The sequence below is a fragment of the Flavobacterium beibuense F44-8 genome (assembly GCF_000769915.1).
Classification (GTDB): domain Bacteria; phylum Bacteroidota; class Bacteroidia; order Flavobacteriales; family Flavobacteriaceae; genus Flavobacterium; species Flavobacterium beibuense.
Genome location: NZ_JRLV01000001.1, coordinates 236,767 through 258,466 on the forward strand (window position 1 = coordinate 236,767; position 21,700 = coordinate 258,466).

21 protein-coding genes and 1 tRNA gene are annotated in these 21,700 nt (G+C 37.8%); 9 read left to right on the plus strand and 13 right to left on the minus strand.

Annotated features, from left to right (window positions below; translation table 11 throughout):
- Positions 1-347 precede the first annotated feature (347 nt).
- The 6 genes from Q763_RS01110 (at position 348) to Q763_RS01135 (ending at position 9,827) form a co-directional block, all read left to right on the plus strand.
- Positions 348-866: a DUF5004 domain-containing protein gene (locus Q763_RS01110; RefSeq protein ID WP_035130644.1), complete on the plus strand. Its 519-nt coding sequence runs from the start codon at positions 348-350 to the stop codon at positions 864-866.
- 7 nt (positions 867-873) lie between these two features.
- Positions 874-1,950, plus strand: a complete 1,077-nt coding sequence (locus tag Q763_RS01115; RefSeq protein ID WP_035130645.1) for a hypothetical protein — start codon at positions 874-876, stop codon at positions 1,948-1,950.
- A 30-nt stretch (positions 1,951-1,980) separates the two neighbouring features.
- A complete protein-coding gene (locus Q763_RS01120) occupies positions 1,981-4,911 on the plus strand; it encodes a SusC/RagA family TonB-linked outer membrane protein (RefSeq protein ID WP_052123172.1) in 2,931 nt (976 codons plus the stop codon).
- Positions 4,912-4,936: 25 nt separating this feature from the next.
- Positions 4,937-6,439 (plus strand): RagB/SusD family nutrient uptake outer membrane protein, encoded by a 1,503-nt coding sequence (locus tag Q763_RS01125; protein WP_232297488.1) that lies wholly within the window; start codon positions 4,937-4,939, stop codon positions 6,437-6,439.
- 91 nt (positions 6,440-6,530) lie between these two features.
- A complete protein-coding gene (locus tag Q763_RS01130; RefSeq protein WP_035130184.1) occupies positions 6,531-7,784 on the plus strand; it encodes a glycoside hydrolase family 71/99-like protein in 1,254 nt (417 codons plus the stop codon).
- 21 nt (positions 7,785-7,805) lie between these two features.
- Positions 7,806-9,827, plus strand: a complete 2,022-nt coding sequence (locus Q763_RS01135) for a glycoside hydrolase family 97 protein (protein ID WP_035130186.1) — start codon at positions 7,806-7,808, stop codon at positions 9,825-9,827.
- Positions 9,828-9,883: 56 nt separating this feature from the next.
- Here Q763_RS01135 and Q763_RS01140 read toward each other — a convergent pair whose 3' ends face one another.
- From Q763_RS01140 to Q763_RS01160, 6 genes are all read right to left on the minus strand, one after another.
- Entirely contained in the window at positions 9,884-10,489 is a 606-nt protein-coding gene (locus tag Q763_RS01140) for a 5'-methylthioadenosine/S-adenosylhomocysteine nucleosidase family protein (RefSeq protein ID WP_052123173.1), read from the minus strand.
- A 181-nt stretch (positions 10,490-10,670) separates the two neighbouring features.
- Positions 10,671-11,222, minus strand: a complete 552-nt coding sequence (locus tag Q763_RS01145) for a Na/Pi symporter (protein WP_052123174.1) — start codon at positions 11,220-11,222, stop codon at positions 10,671-10,673.
- A gap of 61 nt (positions 11,223-11,283) precedes the next feature.
- On the minus strand, positions 11,284-11,484 hold the full coding sequence (locus Q763_RS17310) for a hypothetical protein (RefSeq protein WP_052123175.1): 201 nt from the start codon (positions 11,482-11,484) through the stop codon (positions 11,284-11,286).
- A gap of 107 nt (positions 11,485-11,591) precedes the next feature.
- A complete protein-coding gene (locus tag Q763_RS01150; RefSeq protein ID WP_035130188.1) occupies positions 11,592-12,356 on the minus strand; it encodes an SDR family NAD(P)-dependent oxidoreductase in 765 nt (254 codons plus the stop codon).
- Between the two features lie 112 nt (positions 12,357-12,468).
- Complete coding sequence (locus Q763_RS01155; protein ID WP_035130191.1) at positions 12,469-13,407, minus strand: helix-turn-helix domain-containing protein; 939 nt, start codon at positions 13,405-13,407, stop codon at positions 12,469-12,471.
- 97 nt (positions 13,408-13,504) lie between these two features.
- Positions 13,505-14,692, minus strand: a complete 1,188-nt coding sequence (locus Q763_RS01160; RefSeq protein WP_035130193.1) for a TlpA disulfide reductase family protein — start codon at positions 14,690-14,692, stop codon at positions 13,505-13,507.
- Positions 14,693-14,935: 243 nt separating this feature from the next.
- Between Q763_RS01160 and Q763_RS01165 the strand changes: the two genes are divergently transcribed.
- Positions 14,936-15,493, plus strand: a complete 558-nt coding sequence (locus tag Q763_RS01165) for a M949_RS01915 family surface polysaccharide biosynthesis protein (protein ID WP_157499256.1) — start codon at positions 14,936-14,938, stop codon at positions 15,491-15,493.
- On the opposite strand, the gene Q763_RS01170 is transcribed toward Q763_RS01165, so the two are convergent.
- Entirely contained in the window at positions 15,494-16,462 is a 969-nt protein-coding gene (locus Q763_RS01170) for a phosphotransferase (protein WP_035130195.1), read from the minus strand.
- Between the two features lie 42 nt (positions 16,463-16,504).
- A complete protein-coding gene (locus Q763_RS01175; protein ID WP_035130197.1) occupies positions 16,505-16,972 on the minus strand; it encodes a DinB family protein in 468 nt (155 codons plus the stop codon).
- A gap of 227 nt (positions 16,973-17,199) precedes the next feature.
- On the opposite strand from Q763_RS01175, the gene Q763_RS01180 reads away from it, so the two are divergent.
- The gene (locus tag Q763_RS01180; RefSeq protein WP_035130199.1) at positions 17,200-17,808 is read left to right on the plus strand and encodes a hypothetical protein; all 609 of its coding nucleotides are present in this window, start codon (positions 17,200-17,202) and stop codon (positions 17,806-17,808) included.
- Positions 17,809-17,910: 102 nt separating this feature from the next.
- Here the strand turns inward: Q763_RS01180 and Q763_RS01185 are convergent, their stop codons facing one another.
- Complete coding sequence (locus Q763_RS01185; RefSeq protein ID WP_035130201.1) at positions 17,911-18,162, minus strand: GIY-YIG nuclease family protein; 252 nt, start codon at positions 18,160-18,162, stop codon at positions 17,911-17,913.
- A gap of 52 nt (positions 18,163-18,214) precedes the next feature.
- Positions 18,215-18,289, minus strand: a tRNA-Pro gene (locus Q763_RS01190).
- A gap of 162 nt (positions 18,290-18,451) precedes the next feature.
- Between Q763_RS01190 and trxB the strand changes: the two genes are divergently transcribed.
- The gene (trxB, locus tag Q763_RS01195) at positions 18,452-19,405 is read left to right on the plus strand and encodes a thioredoxin-disulfide reductase (protein WP_035130203.1); all 954 of its coding nucleotides are present in this window, start codon (positions 18,452-18,454) and stop codon (positions 19,403-19,405) included.
- 69 nt (positions 19,406-19,474) lie between these two features.
- Here trxB and Q763_RS01200 read toward each other — a convergent pair whose 3' ends face one another.
- The 3 genes from Q763_RS01200 to Q763_RS17770 form a co-directional block, all read right to left on the minus strand.
- Positions 19,475-20,311 (minus strand): GIN domain-containing protein, encoded by an 837-nt coding sequence (locus Q763_RS01200; protein ID WP_035130205.1) that lies wholly within the window; start codon positions 20,309-20,311, stop codon positions 19,475-19,477.
- 81 nt (positions 20,312-20,392) lie between these two features.
- Complete coding sequence (locus Q763_RS01205; RefSeq protein WP_035130208.1) at positions 20,393-20,872, minus strand: nuclear transport factor 2 family protein; 480 nt, start codon at positions 20,870-20,872, stop codon at positions 20,393-20,395.
- Between the two features lie 84 nt (positions 20,873-20,956).
- Positions 20,957-21,679, minus strand: coding sequence for a head GIN domain-containing protein (locus tag Q763_RS17770; protein WP_035130211.1), 723 nt, complete (start codon positions 21,677-21,679; stop codon positions 20,957-20,959).
- Positions 21,680-21,700: the final 21 nt, after the last annotated feature.

Genomic DNA, 21,700 nt, shown 5'->3' on the forward strand with positions numbered 1-21,700 from the left:
GTGATTTTTTTAACAGATTGTTTCGGTAGGGTAAAAATACGGTAAAAATTTTCAACTCAATAAAAAAATCATTTAATATATAAACAATTAGGAAAAATATACTTATTAAATTTTGATATTCTTATTAATTTGATTTTTTATCTGCTTGAAATTGTCTAAACATCTTCTTGATTTTTTAGATATTTATAATTTATTAATTATCTGTATATCAATTTTTTATTTTAAAAAATAGCCTTGATTTATCTTGATTTTTGTTGAATGTTTTTTTTAAGAGTTTTTTAAGACCTAGTTTCGTCATATCCTTTTTGTGGGGAGTAACTAAATTACCTAACAAAACAACAACATTTATGAGAAGCAAAATTATTTATGGGTTAGCTATCATGGGGCTTATTGCAGTAGGCTGTAATGATCCTGATGATGGTAGTTATGTAGATCCTGTTACCATTTATGAGAAAATGGATGGCGACTGGGGTTTAATGAGTTTAAATATGGTAGATGAGTATGCTAAGGCAAACGCTATCGAACCGTCTGAACAAAACATGGGAGCTTATTTTAATTATGAAGATTTTAAAATAAGGTTTAGTGTTGACGATAATATGGAACCTACTACTTATGAAGTAATGGGTGATGTGCCTCCTTTATTTCCGGCAAACGGATACTGGAAGCTGAGCTCTGCTTTCCAACAACCAAACGGCGAAGCAGTAAAGATCTATTTATATAGTGATGCTCAAAAAACACAAATGACCGATGAACTTAAACTGGTTGCCGTACCGGGTAGCGGTGAGCAAATGGAACTTCAGTTGGTAAGGAAGTCAGGAGGCATTGCGTTTGTGTCTTATTCGTTTAAGTTAAATGCAGTTAATTAATGACAACATGAAAAAAATTATACAATTTATAGTATTAGCCTTTGTTTTACTGCCGGGCGTTGCCAGGGCACAGGAGGCAGCAGGGTCTATAAACGACATGTGGTCGTTCCCTGTAGTATATGCTTACGACGAAGAAGTGACTTGGTTTTTTGATCTTTCCACTACAACGTTTGCGGCAGAATCTGATGTTTATTTATGGATTTGGTCTCCGTCTGAACCGGATGCAGGAAACTGGGAAAACTCTTCAGAATTTGCAAAACTTACTTATGAAGGGGATATGATATGGAGCTTTACGCTTACTCCTACAGAGTACTTTAACATGACTCCTGAAGATATTGCAGCCAGCGCCGGATTTTGGTTCAGGTTAAAAGATCTTACAGGATCGCTACAGTCTGAAGTACATAGCATGGCGTATACTGATTATTCATCGTTTGCAGGTTCGGGAGAGTTATGGAGATCATACCCGTCATCACCGCTTATTGATGAAGGTGTAAGTATACTTTTCAATGCCAATCTGGCCGAAGGTTTTGAAGATGCCACAAGTATACATTTCCACAGCGGACTTAACTTTTGGGATATAGCTGTTGAATATCAGTCATGGATCCCGGAAGTGGTTGAGAAAACCCAGTTAAAAAACATGGGTGGAGGTATCTATAAAATGGATCTTATACCGCAGGAATATTATGAAGCTCCCGACGGATATGTAATGGAAAACATTGCTTTTCTTTTCGTTAAGGATGACTGGGCTGGAACAACAGCCGATCAGGTACTTTACGCAGGTGAGTTTATTCCACCACCACCACCGGTATTTACATTCTTCCCTCAGCAAATCAGTAAAAAAGACTTTTTAGGGATAATAAGAACTAACAACGAACCGGGAATTAATACCCTTATCTATACGGTTACTGCAGGTACGGTAGAGGTTACGGGCGAAATTACAGGTGGTGTAAGTGAGATTAAAGGATTTGTAAATCTGGTGTCTGCACTGCAAAATGTTGATGTAACCGAAATACATGTACTGGTTAAGGATAATACCGACAGAACAATTTCAGACACTACCATCCCGCTTAAGCAGCTGGACTAATAAACCACAATCAATTTAAAAAACCATTCGATGAATAGTAAAAATACTAAAGCAGGCCTGGACAAGGTGTGGACTAATAAATCGCTGGTACTCACATTTGTCATGCTTTTTCTTTCGGTTGCTGCATTTGCACAGGGTAAAAAGCAGGTATCGGGTACCATTAACGACAATACCGGTATGGGTATGCCGGGGGTCTCGGTAATTGAGGTGGGTACAACAAATAGTGTAGCTACCGATATTGACGGAAAATTTGTTATTACAGCTACTGTGGGCAGTACGCTGGAAATCTCTTTTATAGGTTATGAAACACAAAGCGTAACCGTAGATGAAAATACATCAAACATTGAGCTTACTTTACAGGAAGGTACTTTAATACTTGATGCTGTAGAACTGGTTTCTGTAGGTTATGGTACCATGAGAAAACAGGATTTAACAGGAGCTATATCAACAGTAGGAGAAAAAGACCTTGTAAAAGGTAACGTTACTTCTACCGAGCGTGTGCTGCAGGGTAAAGTTGCCGGTTTAGCAGTTGTTCAGGATACGGGTGATCCAAGTAGTGGTTCGTCACTTCGTTTAAGAGGTGGTACTTCGCTAACGGCAAGTAACAGTCCGCTTATCGTGGTAGACGGTGTGGCTGGTGTAGATATTAACGTTGTACAACCTTCAGATATTAAATCGATAGATGTACTTAAAGATGCTTCGGCTACAGCCATTTATGGATCAAGAGGAGCTAACGGTGTTATTATCATTACAACAAAAAGCGGCAAAAAAGGACTTTCTGTAGTATATAACGGTTTTACCAGTGTTGGTAAAGCATCAAATAACTTAGACCTTCTTTCTGCAAACCAGTGGAGAGCTTATGTTCGTGATAATAACCTAATGGACGCTGTTGATTATGGAGGAGATACGAACTGGCAAAAAGAAATTCAGCAAACTGCTTATTCACAAAACCACAGCCTTAGTATTAATTCGGGTTCTGAAGATGGCGGGCTTCGTGCATCGCTTCAGTACTTTGATAACGAGGGTATCATTAAGCGTTCGGGAATGGAGCGTTTAAGCGGTAACATTAGTGTTTACCAGTATGCTTTAGACAAAGCTATTAAATTTGATATGGGCTTAATGGCCAATATTGACAAATGGCATCCCGTAGATTACAGAATTTTTGAGCGTTCGTTCAACCTTAACCCTACAATTCCTGTTTATGATGAAAACGGTGATTTTACATCAGTAGGAGGAACATTATATGAAAACCCTGTTGAGATACTTACTAACCGTACAGCCGATAGTAAAAGACACAGGTTATTAGGCTACTTTAAAACAGAAGTTAACCTGTTTAACGACTTTAAAGCAGTTGTGAATACTTCGTTAGAACACAATGCTCTTAATGCCGATCAGTACAAACCATCGTATGCTGTACTTGAAGGCAGAACCGAAAACGGTTACGGACAAAAAACATATGGTGAGTACACTACAGCACAGATTGAAGCGTACCTTAACTATAATAAAATGTTTGGTAAGCACAGTGTAAACGGTATGCTGGGTTACTCTTACCTTGAAAATGTATACGAAGGTTTTGGAGCACAGCGTAGCGGTTTTGAAACAGATTTATTTGGTTACAATAATCTTGGAGCGGGTTACAACTACCGTTTAGGTGATGTTTACTCTTACAAAGGGAAATCAAACCTGGTTTCTTTCTTCGGTAGGGCAAACTATTCTTATGATGGTAAGTATATGGCAACAGCAACTGTAAGACGAGATGGTTCAAGCCGTTTTGGTGCAAACAACAAATGGGGTGTATTCCCTTCTGCATCGGTAGCATGGAGAATCTCTGACGAGAACTTTATGGACTGGTCTAACGACTGGTTAGGAAACCTTAAAATAAGAGCAGGCTACGGTGTTACCGGTAACCAGGATGGTATTGGAGAGTACAAATCACTTTCAATACTTGGTGTAGGCCAGGATAGCTACTACAACCCAGCTACAGATTCATGGAGCCTTGCTTATTCGCCAACACAAAACCCTAACCCTGATCTTAAATGGGAGGAAACTCAACAGCTTAACTTAGGTTTAGACTTTACTTTATTTAACAGAATATCAGGTTCGTTTGAGTACTACTCAAAAACAACTAAAGATTTATTATACACTTATCAGGTACCTCAGCCACCTTACTTAGTGGGTACTATGCTTGCAAACGTAGGTGAACTTTCTAACAAAGGGGTAGAACTTACATTAAGTGCAGATATTATTAATAACGATAAGTTTACATGGAGTGTAAACACCAACTTTTCTCATAACAAACAGATGATTGAAAAATTATCTAACCAAACGTATGATACAGATGTAATTTACAGTGGTTCACTTCACGGACTTTCGGGTATGTCTAACCAGTTTTCTCAAATCATTGCCGAAGGTTATCCTGTAGGAACATTTTGGGGTAAAGAGTTTTTAGGTTTTGATGAGAACGGAGAGTTTATTTTAAGTGAGGAAGATAAAGCTATTGGTGATGTTCAGCCGGATCTTATTATGGGTCTTAGTATGAACTTTACTTACGATAACTTCGACTTTGGGTTTACCAGCTACGGTATGTTTGGTCAGGAAGTGCTTAATGCAACAAACATGATGCTTTATACTCCAAACAGATTACCGGCATACAACGTTCCGGATGACTTTATCGGTTCGGGTATCAACTCAGCGCCAACATTCTCAAGCTACTGGATAGAGAAAGCATCTTTCTTCAGGCTTCAAACGGTAACGCTTGGTTATACTTTTCCGTTTAAGGACAACGGTTCTAAGCTTAGAATATATGTGTTAGGTGAAAACCTTGCAGTATTTACAAATTACGATGGTACAGACCCAGAGGTTAACCTTACAGGTCTTGATAATCCGGGTATGGACAGGTTTAATAACTTTCCAAGACCAAGAACTTTCTCTGTAGGTCTAAACTTCACCCTGTCTAAATAAGTGATTTGATAATCCTAAAATTAAAATGATGAAAACCAAAATAACAGCATTATTCTTAACGTCTCTTTTTGCACTGTCGTGTACAGATCTTGATGAAGATTTGTATGACAGAGTTAAAGACGACAACTTTGGTAATACACCAAGTGAAGTGGAAGCTCTTGTGGGTGGGGCCTACTCATCCCTTAGAGGGTTTAGCGACGGAATCTCAAATTCATTTCCGGGTAGCGAATATGTATTCTTTTTAAACGCAGTAACTTCAGACGAGACTGTTATCCCTACAAGGGGTACCGACTGGTTTGATGGCGGGCAGTGGCAAAGGGCACAAACCCATACATGGCTAGCTAGTGATGGTATGATACTTTCGGCATGGCGTTACTGTTATGCAGGTATTGCTAAAGTAAACTCTATTATTTACCAGATAGACAAATCAGGACTTACCGATGAGGCTAAAGCTCCTATATATGCAGAACTTAGATCGGTTCGTGCTTATTACTACTACATGTTGTTAGACATGTTTGGTAATGTGCCAATCGTAACAGATTTTGAAGATCAGGGATTACCATCTAACTCAACACGTCAGGAAGTATATGACTTCGTGGAAACCGAGTTACTGGAGTCGTTACCTTACCTGAAATCAGAAATTGTATATTCTAAGTTTACTAAAAATGTAGCTTATGCTTTATTGGCAAGATTATACCTTAATTCAGAGGCGTTTATTGGTCAGGCCCGTTGGCAGGATTGCATCGATATGTGTCAAAATGTATCGGGCTATTCACTAACGGTAGATTACTTTGCCAACTTCGCCACAGAGAACCAAACATCAGGAGAGATAATCCTTTCTATACCTTACGATAATGCAGCAGGCACAGTAGGTAACTATATGTCTTCAATGAGTTGTCATTATCTTCACAGGTTTACTATTTCGCCAACAGGAGATTATCCTTGGAGTGCTAATGGTATGGCTGCAGAGCCGGGTGTTTTCTCGAGCTTTGAAGAAGGCGATGTGAGAAGAAATGCAATGGTGGAAGGTGAGCAAATTAATCTTGCAACAGGTTCGGTTATTATTATGGATAGTGGTGAACCGCTTATCTATACCGAAGAGATTCCTGACTTTACCAATTCTGCACAAAATGTAGGGGTGCGTTTAGGAAAATATGAAATGAAACCGGGAGAACAATGGGAAAGAGATCACGATCTTGTTGTTATCCGTTATGCTGAAATACTTATGATGCAGGCAGAGTGTTATGTTCGTTTAGGTTCGCCTGGGCAGGCACTTCCGTTTGTGGAGCAGGTAAGGTCGCGTGCAGGGCTTGAAACTCCCGATGCAATAGATTTAGACTTCATTGATCAGGAACTTCGCAGGGAATTCCTATTTGAGGGAAGAAGAAGGACAGATAATATCAGGTTTGGTACATTCTTCCAGCCTGGCTGGGAATTAGGTACAACAGAACCTTTCAGAGCCATCTTCCCTATACCGGAAACCGTATTGTCTACCAATACGAATTTACAACAAAACCCGGGTTATTAAGAAGTTAGTAGTAGTGCCGGTCTTCCATGTTAGGGTTAGTTCATGGCAGGCCGGCATGTTTTACTTTACTGAAGCTTATATTTTTTAAATAATGAACAGATATTTTACACTATTATTAAGCGGTGTTATTGCTATAGCCATAAGCTGTAACAGCTGTAGTAAGGACGATAGCGGTACTGAAAATGTTGGGGTAAGTCAGGAGGAAACATTTGATCCTGTTGCTGTTACCAAAACAAACAGCACCAAAATCTATATGCATTACATGCCGTGGTTTGAAACTAAAGAAAGCAGTGGGAACAACCAGTGGGGCTACCACTGGACCATGACAAATAAAAATCCTGATAACGTTAATGCTAACGGGCAAAGAGAAATTGCTTCACATTATTACCCTTTAATAGGGCCATATCATTCGGGAGATCGTGATGTTATTGAGAACCATTTACTGCTGATGAAGTATTCAGGAGTAGATGGTATTTTAATTGACTGGTACGGAACCTACGATATTAATGACTTTAAGGCTTTAAAGGAAAACTCAGAGCAGTTAATTGATATGCTGGATGAGGTAGGATTAAAATTTGCCATAGTATATGAAGACAGGTTTTTAAATGATATTGTACAGGCAGGGCTGGCCCCTACAGTTACCGGTGCAGCAAAAACCGATTTAGGTTATATGCAAAGCAATTACTTTAATACTGATGAGTATATCAAAGTAAACAACAAACCACTGTTGCTAAACTTCGGGCCTATTGTGATGCAGACTCCGGAGGAATGGACAGCCGCTTTTAGTAATCTTAGTACCAAACCAACTTTCCTTACTTTATGGAATGAATCAAACGAGGCAGGTGAAAATGCTTCGGGCGAATACTCTTGGGTTTATGAGAATAATGCCAATCTTAATAATTTCTATGTAAATAATCTGCCTAATCTTGATGTGGCAATGGGTAGCGCTTATCCGGGCTTTCATGATTACTATGCCGAAGGCGGTACATCTACCGTTATTGGCTGGACAATAGATCATAACAACGGAGCAACGCTCGACGAAACTCTTAGTATGGCACAAAATGCTAACCTTGATTACCTGCAACTGGTAACCTGGAACGACTTTGGCGAAGGTACCATGTTTGAGCCTACAGCAGAGTTTGGTTACAGCTACATACAAAAAGTAAAAACATTTGCCGGAGTGCAAAACACCGGAGATGTATTTAATGAGATAAGTAAACTTTACGACTTAAGAAAAGAGTATAAAGGCAATCCTGATATTCAGAAAAAGCTTGATAAGGCATTCAATTATTTTGTTTCAATGCAAGCAGATAAAGCGATAGAGCTACTAAACGAAATTCAATAACAATTGTAATTAATGCAAATAATGAAAAATAAATTATTCAGGTTGTGCCTTACGGCTTTTGCTTCGGTAATGGTATTATCATGTGGTACCGAAGAGAAAGTATATACAATATCTTCTCCGGGAAATACAAACGAACTGGTATTTAAACTAACAGAAAAGGGAGAGCCACAATATAGTTTTTCCTCAAACGGAAAAACGGTTATAGAGCCTTCGTTAATGGGGTTTGAATTTCAGGAGGCCAATAAAATGACTGATGGTTTTGAGGTGGTAAACACCGAAGAGAAATCGGTTGATGAAAACTGGGATCAACCTTGGGGAGAGTTTAAAACTGTAAGGGATAACCACAAAGAATTAGTAGTTCACTTAAAGGAATCTAAAGGTGATGGTCGTTTAATGGATATCATTTTCAGGGTATTTGACGACGGACTGGGTTTTAGATACTACTTCCCGGAACAGCCTAATATGGGTGAGGTTAAAATAGCCGATGAGGTTACACAATTTACATTCCCTTTTGATAATGATGTATGGTGGATACCTGTGCATAGTGAGAATAGCTACTATGAAAGCTTTTACCGCAAAACACCAATAAGTAAAACCGATACCATAAATACTCCGGCGACTTTTGAAACAAAAGATAGTCTGTTTGTTGCTATACATGAAGCAAACTTAACCGACTTTGCCTCCATGACACTGCTTAAAACTAATGGGAATAGTTATAAAAGTGATTTAGTGCCATGGGCAGATGGTGTTAAGGTATATGCAAAAACACCTTTCCAAACGCCTTGGAGAACTGTTATGGTAGGAATAAAAGCAGGAGATCTTGCCATGTCTACATTAACGTTAAACCTTAACGAACCATGTAAGATTGAAGATACATCGTGGATTACCCCAATGAAATATGTGGGTATATGGTGGGGTATGCACCTTGATAAATACACCTGGGGACAGGGAGAAATACATGGTGCTACTACCGAGAATACCAAAAAGTACATTGACTTTGCTGCTGCAAATGGTTTTGATGGTGTTTTGGTGGAAGGATGGAATGAAGGATGGGACGGCGACTGGACTGCCGATGGTACTGCCTTTAGCTTTGTAAAGCCTTATCCTGATTTTGATTTGGAAGAAATAACAAGATATGCTGCTGCAAAAAATGTACGTCTTATAGGGCATCATGAAACTGCAGGTGCAGCAAGTCACTATGAAAGCCAGCTGGAAGATGCATACAGCCTTTACAATAAGGTTGGTGTTAATTCGGTAAAAACAGGATATGTAAACAAGTATCTTGATAAAAAAGAATGGCATGACAGTCAGTTTGGTGTGCGTCACTACAGAAAAGTGATAGAAACAGCTGCGAAACATCATATCATGATTGATAACCACGAACCGGTAAAAGGAACCGGGCTTTGGCGTACGTATCCTAACCTGATGGCTCAGGAAGGAGCAAGAGGACAGGAGTACAATGCATGGTCGGCAGACGGAGGTAATACTCCCGAGCATACTACCATTATGCCGTTTACAAGAATGCTTGCAGGTCCGTTTGACTTTACTCCGGGTAACTTTAACTTTGATTACGAAACGCCAAACAAAGCGATGGTTCAAACTACGGTTGCAAAGCAGCTTGCTTTGTATGTGGTACTATTCAGCCCGCTACAAATGGCTTCCGATTTACCTGAAAATTATAAGGGTAGGGCAGAGTTCCAGTTTATTAAAGATGTTCCGTGCAATTGGGAAGAGAGTAAAGTACTAGATTCCAAAATTGGGGAATATGTAACTATTGCCCGTAAGGATCGCAATAGTGAAGAATGGTTTTTAGGTTCTATAACTAACAGTGATGCACGTAAAATAGCCGTTCCGTTAAACTTCCTGAAACAGGGAGTGCCTTATAAGGCAGAAATATACAGGGATGGTGAAGGTGCTGATTATAAAGAAAACCCTTATCCGGTAAGTATAGATGTAATGACGGTTAACAGTACTTCTGTTCTTGACCTGAATTTAGCTCCGGGTGGAGGTACGGCTGTTCGATTCATACCAATCACCAATTAGAGAATTGCATTTGTGATTTTGTTTAAGGAAAACGGGGCTATAAGCCCCGTTTTTTTTTATTCTGTAATGATATTGTTTAGTGTAAGCTTTAGTGCTTTGGCAGCATTTTTTACCATTTCGGGCCAGTCAACCGCAGCGGTGTCATCGGCTCCGTCTGAAATGTATTTCAGACATAAAAACGGAATGTTTTCCTGTTTGGCTATAAGTGCTAACGGGTAGGCTTCCATGTCTATTACATTGTAATCTTCGGTGTTATGATTCATTACAAAACTGTCTCCGGTGCCACATATCCCGTGAGGTAAGGTTTCTATTTTAATACCATATTCCAATACAGGTAAATGTACAGAGAAAGGCGTTTGGTACTTTTCAAAACCCAGTGCGGTTACATCCATGTCACGCTGTACAAAATTAGTGCAACAAACTACATCGCCTCTTTTATGTAAAGTGCTCCCTGCTGAACCCAAGTTTATTATGATTGAAGGCTTGCTGTCGTGTATGCTCTTCATTAGGTTATACATAGCGTTTAGTTTACCTATGCCTACAAAAAGGGTGTTTACATCTTTAAACTCATGTGTAGCTTCTGATTCCAAAGCAAAAACATATAAAGGCTTTTGCAGTAACTCTGATGTAGAGGGTAATGTATTGTGGGTAGTAACAGACATGATTCTTGATAATTTCTGCAAATTTAGCTTAAATATTCAAAACCATAGTTATGTAAGGTTAGGGTAACATTTCTCCTTTAGGTTTAAACAATGATGCAAACTGATGGCAAACCGGCAATAATACAATAGCGATAATTAAATTGAATATTAAATGTGCCAGTGCTGCCTGATAAGTAATGCTTTATGATATGCTTAATATGAGGTTTTCAAACAGTTTGTAAAACGGTAAATATATCACTACGCCTATAGCATTAAAGGCAAGGTTAGCCAATGCCGTTTGTTTGGCTACTTTACCAAGTTTTAACGATGCTATAAAGGCTGTGGTGGTTGTACCTATGTTAGAACCTACAATGATACCTATAGCGCTATCGAGTCCTAAAATATTCTGAGAACATAATATTATAGTTAAACCAACGGTAACCGAACTTGACTGGCAAATAGCTGTAATAACAATACCGTACAATATTCCTATGAACGGATTTGAAGCGTAGCCAAGGAAGTCTATCAAATCAGGACTGTCTTTAATAGGGGTGAGATTCATGCTAATCAGCTCAAGACTAAAAAGTATAAGTCCCATGTAAAATACGGGTTTGGAATACAGTTTTATCCTTTCGGGGAAATACCCCATTACAAAACCTAAGGCAAGCAGTATAATGCCCAGTGCTTCCATTTGGAAGGAAACCAGCCATGCTGTAACTGTTGTACCTAAGTTACTCCCTAAAAGTATAGGCAAGGAACTCTAAAACAGTAATACCCCCGAGTCTACAAACGAAACCACTATGGAAATTACTGCACTACTGGACTGTATGAGTGGTGCCTACAAACCCCAGTAAAAAAGCTTTTATTTTGGAGTGTGACAGGGTTGTAAGCAGTGATTTTATCTTTGAGTTGGCTTCACTTTTTAAAGTGTCTGAAAAGCCTTCAAGACTATGAGTAAATAACCCGATTGCAGCAATAACCGATATAAGGATTTTCAGCCAGTTTAGTTCTTCCATGTTGGTATTGGTTGGTTAACAGGAGTGATGTATTTAAAGATAGAAAATTTTTATAAACAAAAAGCCGGACGTTCGTCCGGCTCATTCTAAAATAAAGAAATTATGTTTTACAGCATCATACCGCCCGATACCTCTATACGCTGTCCGTTTATCCAACGGGCTTCGTCGGTACATAAAAAGGCAACTACTCCGCCAATATCGTCCGGTAAGCCTACACGCCCTAAGGCAGTAACAGAAGCTATTTGATTGTTAACCTCTTTGTCGTCTCTTACATGGCCACCGCCAAAGTCGGTTTCAATAGCACCCGGAGCTACAATGTTAGCAGCAATTTTACGCGGACCTAATTCCTTAGCAAGGTATCTTGTAAGTACTTCGATAGCACCTTTCATAGATCCATAGGCAGATGATCCGTTAAAAGAGAAACGAGCCAGTCCGGAAGATATATTTATAATACGCCCTCCCTCATTGATATAAGGTAATGCCTTTTGTGTAAGGAAAAACACTCCTTTGTAATGAATGTTGAAAACCTCATCTACCTGTTCTTCGGTAGTGTCTTCAAAGCTGGAATATAATGCTGTACCTGCATTGTTAATAAGAAAATCGAAGTTAGGACTTCCTGTATTTTCCTCCAGATGCTTGGTAGCCTCTTTAATAAAACCTTCAAAAGATGATATATCGGCAGTGTTTAGCTGATAGGCAATAGCTTTTTGTCCCAATGATTTGATTTCTGCAACTACCTCATCAGCTTTTTCTTTATTGCTGTTATAAGTAAATATTACATCAATTCCTTTTTGTGCAAGGCTAATTGCCATGTTTCTTCCTAAGCCACGGCTACCGCCTGTAACTATAGCTATTTTGGTTCTTGTTTCCATATTAATAAACTCAATTTTTAGTTGTTATTATTTTATGGTACAAAGTTCCGTCAAAAAGCTACGGTGCGGTTTGCAAACATCAATCGGTTATTTGTAAAATTCAAATATAGGGTTATGATCTAAAGGTAAGCGGAGCCAGTGAGGTTTGTTTTTTAAAGAAATTAGAGAAATGAGCTACCTCTTCAAAGCCCAGGCTATCGGCAATTTCAGATACGTTCCAGTCGGTTTGCTTTAAAAGAATCTTTGCTTCCTGTAAAATACGTCCGGTTATAATATCGGTAGTGGTTTTACCCGTACTTTCCTTTAGCACCTTGTTGAGGTGGTTTACGTGTATGGCAAGCCGTTCGGCGTACTCTTTTGCTGTGCGTAATTGTAGTTTTTGGGTAGGAGACTCTATAGGGAACTGGCGTTCCAAAAGCTCTATGAAAAGAGAAATGATACGTGTTGATGCATTTTGCTCTGACCGAAGGGTAGAGGCAGGCTGTAGTTTTTGCCCGTAATGAATAAGCTCTGTAAGGTAGTTGCGTAACAGGTCGTACTTGAATTCGTAATTAGAATTGATTTCTTTTTGCATCTTCCTGAAAACGAGTTCTATTTCATCTGCCATTGCATCATCTATTTCAAAAACAGGATACCCACCCGACTGGAATATTGGCAGATCATCTATTACCAATCCGCTTTTATTTTTGATTAGGAACTCATGGGTGAAAACACAAAATAATCCTCCCTGATTTTCGTCTAACGGATACCAGTGGTAAGGCACTTTTGGTGTGGCAAACAGCAGGGCATTTTTCTCAACGTTAATTACCTTATCGGCATACTCGGCGCGGTTTTTTCCTCTAATCAGGCTTATTTTGTAATAGGCTCTCCTATTATAAGGCATTACATTTTTTTGCTTTACCTGTTTTATGGTTTCCGAAATATCAAACACATTAAAATGCCCTACCTCTTTACTTATACCCGGAGGTAAAAGAGTATCTAAATCCTTGCCGGTAAAGTTTACGGCTTCTTTATAGAATTCTTCGAGCGATGTGTTTTTAATGGTTTTCATAACTACCGTTGTTTGCAAAATTCAAAGGTAGTGAATGTTTTGTAGATATGTTTTAATAAAAAAGACCTCCTGAGTAAGGGAGGTCTTTTTAAATGTATTAGTTGAGTGTTTTTTCTAAATGTTGCCTTACTTCTTCGGCTGTTGGGTTTACTGCTAAAACAGTTCCGGTTTTATCAATAAGAATTAGTTCTCCTCCACTGTTTGGGATACCGTATTTTTGCCATATTTTATTTTCTCCGTCTAAATCGACCAGTTGTTGCCAAGGCCATTTTTCTTTTTCAAGAAATTCAGTAAGTCTTTTTGTATCATCCTTTTCTCTTGCAACGCCAATTACGGTAAACCCTTTGTCTTTATAATCATTATATACAGGTACCATGCTCTTGCTTTTTGCAATACAAGGGGAACACCAAGTTGCCCATAAATCAAGTAAAGCTACTTTTCCTTCAATTTGGGTTGATAGTGTTATTGGGTTACCGTTCAAATCAGGTGCTGTAAAGTCTATAAATTTTTTGCCTGCTTTAATACTTTTTCCTTTTATAAGATTAAGTGCTACCTCATTATAAGGATGGTTAGGAAAGTTATTTGATAACTTTTCGTAAAGCTTGTAGGTTTTGTTAACGTCAATAATGTCTTGGATTAATATATTTTCTAAAAACAGATAATAGGAAACAATAGAGGAAGGATTGTTTTCTGCCCATTTTATTTTACTTTCATAAATTTTTGAAGCTTTTTCATTAAAAGCCTTTCCTTTAGGAGTATATACTTGATCGAGGCTTCTTAGACTGTCCATTTTATGTTTGGAATTATTTTCATTGTTTAGAGCATTGAGGTATGCTTTTGTCATATAGTTTCCTTCTTTCCTAAGCTTTTCTAACTCTTGACTAAGCTTTTCAGCTTCAGCATTAATTGTTTTATACTCTTTATTTAATGGCCCTCCTTCTACTGTGTTTTTATCAAAATTTTCTTCTGAATGTACAGTAATATTTATATCTGCGTTTTCAAGGAATATCAATGTAAATTGACCTCTTCTCGTCTCCTTTGCTTTACCTGAAAAAAGCTGATAGCCTTCAGGGTTTTCTATGTGGGCTATATACTCAAATTTACCATCAATAACTGGTATCTCTATAGCAGGCTCAGTTAAGTCTTCATAGGGTCTTACGAGTATTACAGACTCAGTGTCAGTGTCAACAACAGTGCCGTGTATATGGCAAACGTCTTCTTTTTTAGAACAGTTAATTAATAATAATGCAGTAAATAGTAATACTAATTGGTTTGAAAATTTCATTTTGTTGGTTTTGTAAAGTGTGATGTCAAAAATAGGTCTTTTCTTATGTAATTATATAATTAAAGTTGATTGAAATTATTTTTAAAGTTTAAACTGCTGTGATTTTATTCTTTATAACTTAGTACTAAAATTTATTTATAGCTGTATATGATTTATAGGTTTTTAATTGTTTTTACTTTTTTGGTTTTCGTACAGGCATACTCCCAAAATAGTTTTGATGTAAAGTTTATTAATCAAGAAACATTGCCAAAAGGTATTTTGTTTGAAGGTAAATTTCTTGATGCTGTTAAGTGGACTGACGGTATAGGGGATAACATTGTGGTGCGTACCGAAACAGGTATACATGTAAGTGAAAAATATACACACGACTATAATGATGGTTATGATGCAGAGGTTTTTGCTTACCATTATCTGGTTGAAAAAGATACTGTGAAATTGTTATGGAAGGTTTACGATTATATAAGTGATTGTCCTGTGGATATAGAGGCAAAATTTTTTAAAGATACATTCCCTGTAACCGACCTTGATAATGATGGTATAGCCGAAGTGTGGTTAATGTATAAAAAGGCATGCCACGGAGATGTGAGTCCATGCATTATGAAAATAATAATGTATGAAGATGGGCAAAAATATGCTATACGTGGAGAGAATAAGGTTTTTGGAGGAACAGATAAAAAAGGTAAAAAGTATTATATAGGTGGAGATTATACTTTTGATTCTGCATTTGAGAAGGGGTCTAAAGAGTTTTTGGATTATGCTAAAAAACTTTGGCAAAAAAATATAATGCAAAAATGGGACTAGTTAATATTTTTGATATTTCATCCAGCTTTGAATCCTGCCTACATACATTTTAAGGTAGTTTTCCGACAGGAAAATATTAGACCAGTCAAAACGTTGTGACTGTACGCCCAGATAAAAAATAAAAACCGCAGCTGCTGCATGAGGAATAATATTCAGTTCCTGCTGTGAAAGTGGATTTATACTTTGATATCCGTTTATAAAAGCCTGGACTTTTTTGCTATATACCTCTTTGTTCGGTTCAATAATAAACAGGTGTTTACAAAAGTATGCTACGTCTAATATAAGTGGTCCGTTGCCAAAAAAGTCAAAATCAAATACCGTTACTTCATTCTCATTAGTAATCGCCATATTTTCGTACCACATATCCAGGTGTACCACACCCTGCTCCAAAGGTATTTGTTTAAACAGTTGCTTTATGTCGTTACCCAAAGCTTTTAGGTACTGCATTTCAGGAAGATCTTCATGAAAATAGGCATTAGCATATTGGTACGGTAGTTCGGTAAGTATTTCTGTATTATAATTAATTCGCTTATAGGTTTTACTTTTTGTTGCCTGATGAAATTTACCCATTATCGTACCGATGTAAAAACAGGTGTCTTCGTCTATAAAGCGGACTTTCCCTCCCTCAGCAAATGAAAATACAACTGCGTAGCGAATTCCTTCGGGTGTGTTTATTTCCTGAATGTAATTGCCGTTTGCATCAGGAACAGGGTGGGAGATGTCCAGTCCCTTTTCTTTTAAAGATAAAAGCAGGCTTATTTCTTCTTCAATTTCCTGTTTAGTGCGCCAGTTATGACAATATAACCTAAGTACGTGTTTGGTACTGTTATCTGTTAACATATAGGTATGATTCATTCCGGTACGGAAAAGAGAACAACCTGTGCTGTTGTCTAAATCATATTGCGAAATGATATAGTCGCCAAGCTCTTTTGCGTTAAGGATGGATCTTGTTACAGGGAAAGTATTCATGTTGGATTTTGTTAGAGGGCGGCAAAAATAGTAAAGATTAGTTTAATCCCATATAAAAGGACGATCTATACCCATTGCTCTTAAATAGGAAAGAAACTGACCTGCATGAACAGATTCATGATAACCTATGCGAAGTAAATATGCTGCAAGGTTCTTTTTTTCTCCGTTACCGGGATGTATTATTTGTGTTTCTTCAAGTTCTTTTTGGGTAAACTTTTTAATACTATCTAAAAACGTTTGGCGATGAGGTAATGCAAATTCAAGCTCATCCTGTACGCTTGTATAAGGAAGACTTTCCCATGGTGTTGTATAGTTTGTCATGTCTCCCTGATTAATTATTATATTCCATCCGTAGTCAGCCTGTAATACATGACGTATTAGCTCTATTGCTGTCATGGCATCATTATCAGGTTTCCAGTTGTAATATTCTTTAGGGAGGCTTTCCCAAAGAATAATACTCCTTCGTCTTACTTGTTTCAGGTGATTAATAATAACTTCGTTAAGTGTCATTTTTGGTTGGTTTAGGTATGTAAGGTGTTTGTGAGAGCTGTTGTAAAATTAAAATATTAGCATAAGTTTAAAAACAATAAAGTAAAAAGTTCAGGTTTTCATTGTAGTTTTTTATTTTTAGAGGCAGAATGATTAATTATCACTATTTATTTTGTTATGTTTCTCATACTTTTCCTTTAATAGCAAAAAATAGAGATATAAAAGATTTTATCAATCAATTTTTATAAATGAATCTTCAGCCATTAAAAATACCATCGGGTTGGTCGGTAGAATGGAATTTGTTAACCGAAACAGATCCGACGGAAGAAACTATACATGAATTTACAGGTAGTTTACTGCTGGTAAATTCAACAACACGATTAAAAGCTATTGATGTATGCTGGCAGCCGGAAGCCGATATTAACGGTGCATACCAACTACAGGTTATTTTACTATTGCCAAAATTTAACAGTATAACAAATACAATGGAGTATGAAGGTGTTTGGGAAGCTCCTGAACTGGAATTTACAACCCAAAACCGACTGGAGTTAGTAGAAAAGCTGAATGATTTACTTTTTACTTTAAAACCATATATTGATACTCGTATTTTATTAAAACCAGGCGTTGTAGATGAACCTAATGAGTCTATGAGGCAGAATTTGTTAGCTAATGGTTTAACGAAAGAGATTACAGCAAGCATCATAGCATCTAACCATAAAAAACTTCAGGAGTTGATTTTAGATCATAAAGATATCTCTAAAGAAGTTGTAGAAGAATTATTGCAACGCGGTGCAGGGAAAGGTGTTAAAAACAAAGCGAAACAGTTATTGAGCAGTAAGGCTTTTAAAAACGATTAAAATAAAAAAAGCTCCAGTTTTCACTGAAGCTTTTTTGTCGGGGTGGCAGGATTCGAACCTGCGACCTTCCCGCCTTAAGCGGGACGCATTTTCCGTTGTACGCTATATTTCATAGTTGAAATTTATATCCTGAAGGTATCTTTTAGCTCCTCTTTTCTTAATTTTTGTTTCCAGTAAAACAGCTTCAGAGCGTGTTTGTAATTTTTTAGTGTAGATAAGTTTCCAAGGGACTCCATTTTTTGTTGATAAGGATTGTTTATTATTGTGTCTTTTAATCCTGTCGTCAATATTATTTGTCTGACCGACGTAGTATTTGGATTTAGACAAGCTGTAGATTATATATACTGTATACATTTTGTAAGGTGATTAAAATAAAAAAAGCTCCAGTTTTCACTGAAGCTTTTTGTCGGGGTGGCAGGATTCGAACCTGCGACCTCCTGGTCCCAAACCAGGCGCGATAACCGGGCTACGCTACACCCCGTTTCTCGGTTAAGAGGTTGCAAATATACTACTAAAAATCAATTTTCAAAGCCTATAGCGAAAATTTATTTTTGCATAGTCAAATCTGATATATAAGTGTAGTTATTTTTTTAATTAAAACTTACATTTGCAACTCTTTGAATTAAAACTAACAGTTAAAACTATGTCTGATTCTATCGAAAAAATAAAATGTCTTATCATCGGTTCAGGTCCTGCAGGTTATACTGCGGCTATTTATGCAGCAAGGGCAGATATGAATCCGGTTATATATACAGGTATGGAGCCTGGAGGTCAGTTAACCACAACTACAGAAGTTGATAATTTCCCGGGATACCCTGAAGGTATTGACGGACCTACCATGATGGTGCAGCTACAACAGCAGGCTGAGCGCTTTGGTACAGAAGTACGTATAGGGATGGTTACCGCTATTGAACTTAGTAAAGAACATGGCGGATGGCACAAAGCTACCATTGATAATAACAAGGAAGTACATGCACAAACTGTAATTATCTCTACAGGGGCTACGGCTAAATATCTTGGGTTACCAAGTGAGCAACGCCTTAGGGGTGGTGGAGTTTCTGCCTGTGCGGTTTGTGACGGTTTCTTTTACAGAGGTCAGGATGTGGCTATCGTAGGGGCAGGAGATACTGCTGCCGAGGAGGCTACTTACCTTGCTAACATCTGTAAAAATGTTACTATGCTTGTAAGAAAAGATTTCATGAGAGCTTCAAAAGCAATGCAACACCGCGTTGAAAATACTCCTAACCTAACCGTACTTTATAATACAGAAGTTGATGAGGTGCTTGGTGAGCAGGTTGTTGAAGGTTTAAGGACAGTAAATAACCAAACAGGTGAGAAAACCGAAATCCCTGTAACAGGTTTATTTATTGCTATTGGTCACAAACCAAATACCGATATTTTTAAAGGTCAGCTTGATATGGATGAAACAGGTTACCTTATCACTCAGGGTAAATCTACCAAAACAAACCTGCCGGGTGTATTTGCTTCCGGAGATGTTCAGGATAAAGAGTACCGACAGGCTATTACAGCAGCCGGTTCAGGTTGTATGGCAGCTCTTGATGCAGAGCGTTACCTTGCAACACTTGATAATCATTAATAGTCATTATAATGAGATAAAAAAAGCAGTGCAACAGCACTGCTTTTTTGTTTTATAGATGTTTTACTTTTATAGCTGTCTCTTGTAAATAGAGGCACTGTCGGCAAAAGTTTTAAGTTCTATTTTGGCGTCTCCATAAAAGCCTATTTCGGCTTTTCCTTTGGCAGTGATTATAGCTGTTTCGGCTGCCATAACGTTTGTGTTTGAATAGCCTTCTGCAACCAGTTCAAGATTTTTAACCGTAAATTTAGCTCCGGTAAACGAAGCGCTGTTGTCTACTCTTAACAAAGCGTTTAAAGCATCGCCTTCAATTACTGCTACACTTTCCTGATATAAGTCAAACTTAGAAGAGTTTGATGCTGCAACCAGCGCCTTGAGGTTAGCTTTTTTGCTTAACTCAAAAACACAATCATTTCCTTTATAATTTATTTCGGCTTTGGTCTTATCATTAAGATATAAGCTAAAATTAGAAGTTTTTACGTTTAAGTAGGATTTAGAGTAATCAAAGTTTTTAACGGTAATAGTATCTACCTCAAGGTCGGCAAGGGCATTGATAACAGTTTCATGCCTGCCCGTAACACTTTTAAGATTTTCGGTATAGGTTACCCTAACAATAAACTTGTCAAAACGGGTAACATCTTTAGAGGTGAATATCCTTAGTGTACTTCCGTTTACATCTGTTTGAATAACTTCGTGCAGGTTGTCGTCTGCTTCAATCTCAATACCTTCTCCGGCACCTTTAACAAGAAAGATTTCTATGTTATCTTCCACTTCAATATTTTCAAAAGCTGTTACTTCCCTTTGGGAGACAGTAACATTTTTGGTTCCTTTTATTTTGTCTTTACGCTGGGCGAAAGCTGCTGTGCTAAGCAGTACAGAGAATACGATTATTATAAACTTTTTCATATTATTATTTAGAAACGGTTTGTCGCAAATATATAAAAAAACACCGGCGATGACCGGTGTTATAACGTAGTAAAGTATAATTTATTCTGCGGGTTTATGCTCATAGCTAAGTATGCGCGACATTTTCCACTTTCCGTTTTCCAAAATCCACAAGTGAGTGAATTTTGCCGTTCCGGTTTTTCTTTCCACACCGTTTTCTACAATATAGAATTCGTGGTCACCACTAAGTATGGCTCCATATCCAAACATAGGATATACTTCAAAAGTGCTTAGTATTGGCTTACGCAGTATTTTTTGTGAACCGTTGCAAATGTGCTTGCGCATATTTTCCATCAGCTTATCACAGCCTTTACTAATACCTCCCTTATCGTGATAAAATTCTACATCGTCAGTGAAAAAAGTTCTCGACTTTTCAAGGTCACAGGTGTTGTAGGCTTCAAATGCCAGGCTATCTAATGCAATTATTTTAATTTCCAGTTCTTTTTGTGTTTCGGGGAATTTGTCCTGAGCAGTAACAATGCCTGTTGTTAATGCAGCAATAAGGATGATTAATTTTTTCATGACTGGTAGTTTTTTGATTGATGATTGATGAGGAAATAAAAAAAACACTGTGGTCAGCAGTGTTTTTTAGAAATGGCCGGGAGGTTAATCCTGTTTTACAGTGCCCCCCGAAGAAGTATTTTTATTTACTGTTGCAGGATTTCCTGCAAATAATACCGATCCTCCGCTTGATGCTTCGGCATCAAGACTAGTACTTGTGTTAACCAAAACCGAACTACCACTTGAAGCTTCGGCGTTTGCAGCGTTTACCGCTAGGTCTTTAGCATTAAGGTTACTTCCGCTTGAAGCATCAGCTTCCAGTTTTTGAGCTTTTCCTTTTACTTTAAGGGAGCTTCCGCTACTTGATTCGGCTCTTACATTTACAGCTTCTATGCTTACTTCAAGCTGACTGCCACTGCTGGAAGATAAACTCAGGTTTTCACTTTTAATAGTGTTTTTGCTAATAATATTAGCACCCGATGATGAAGCTATTCTTTCTATAACCGGCATGGTAACTATAACCTTTTTAGAAGTTGCTTTTTGTATACCTACATCGGTTGTGATAACAAGTTCGCTGCCTTCAATTTTTGTAGATATGTGTTCCTGTAAATTTTCGTCGGCTTCAACAGTTATTTTTTTTTGGTTTCCCTGTTCAATAACAACTTCGAGTCCGCGGTTACCTGATACCGATGTGAAATTGCCATCGGCATTTCTTTCGGTGGTTACAACGTTACCGTCTCCGTTTATACCAAATCCGCAGGATGAGAATAATAAAGCGGTCACTACGGCTATAACGGCTTTTGTGATATGGGTTATAATTTTTGTCATAATTCTGTTTTTTTTAGCTGG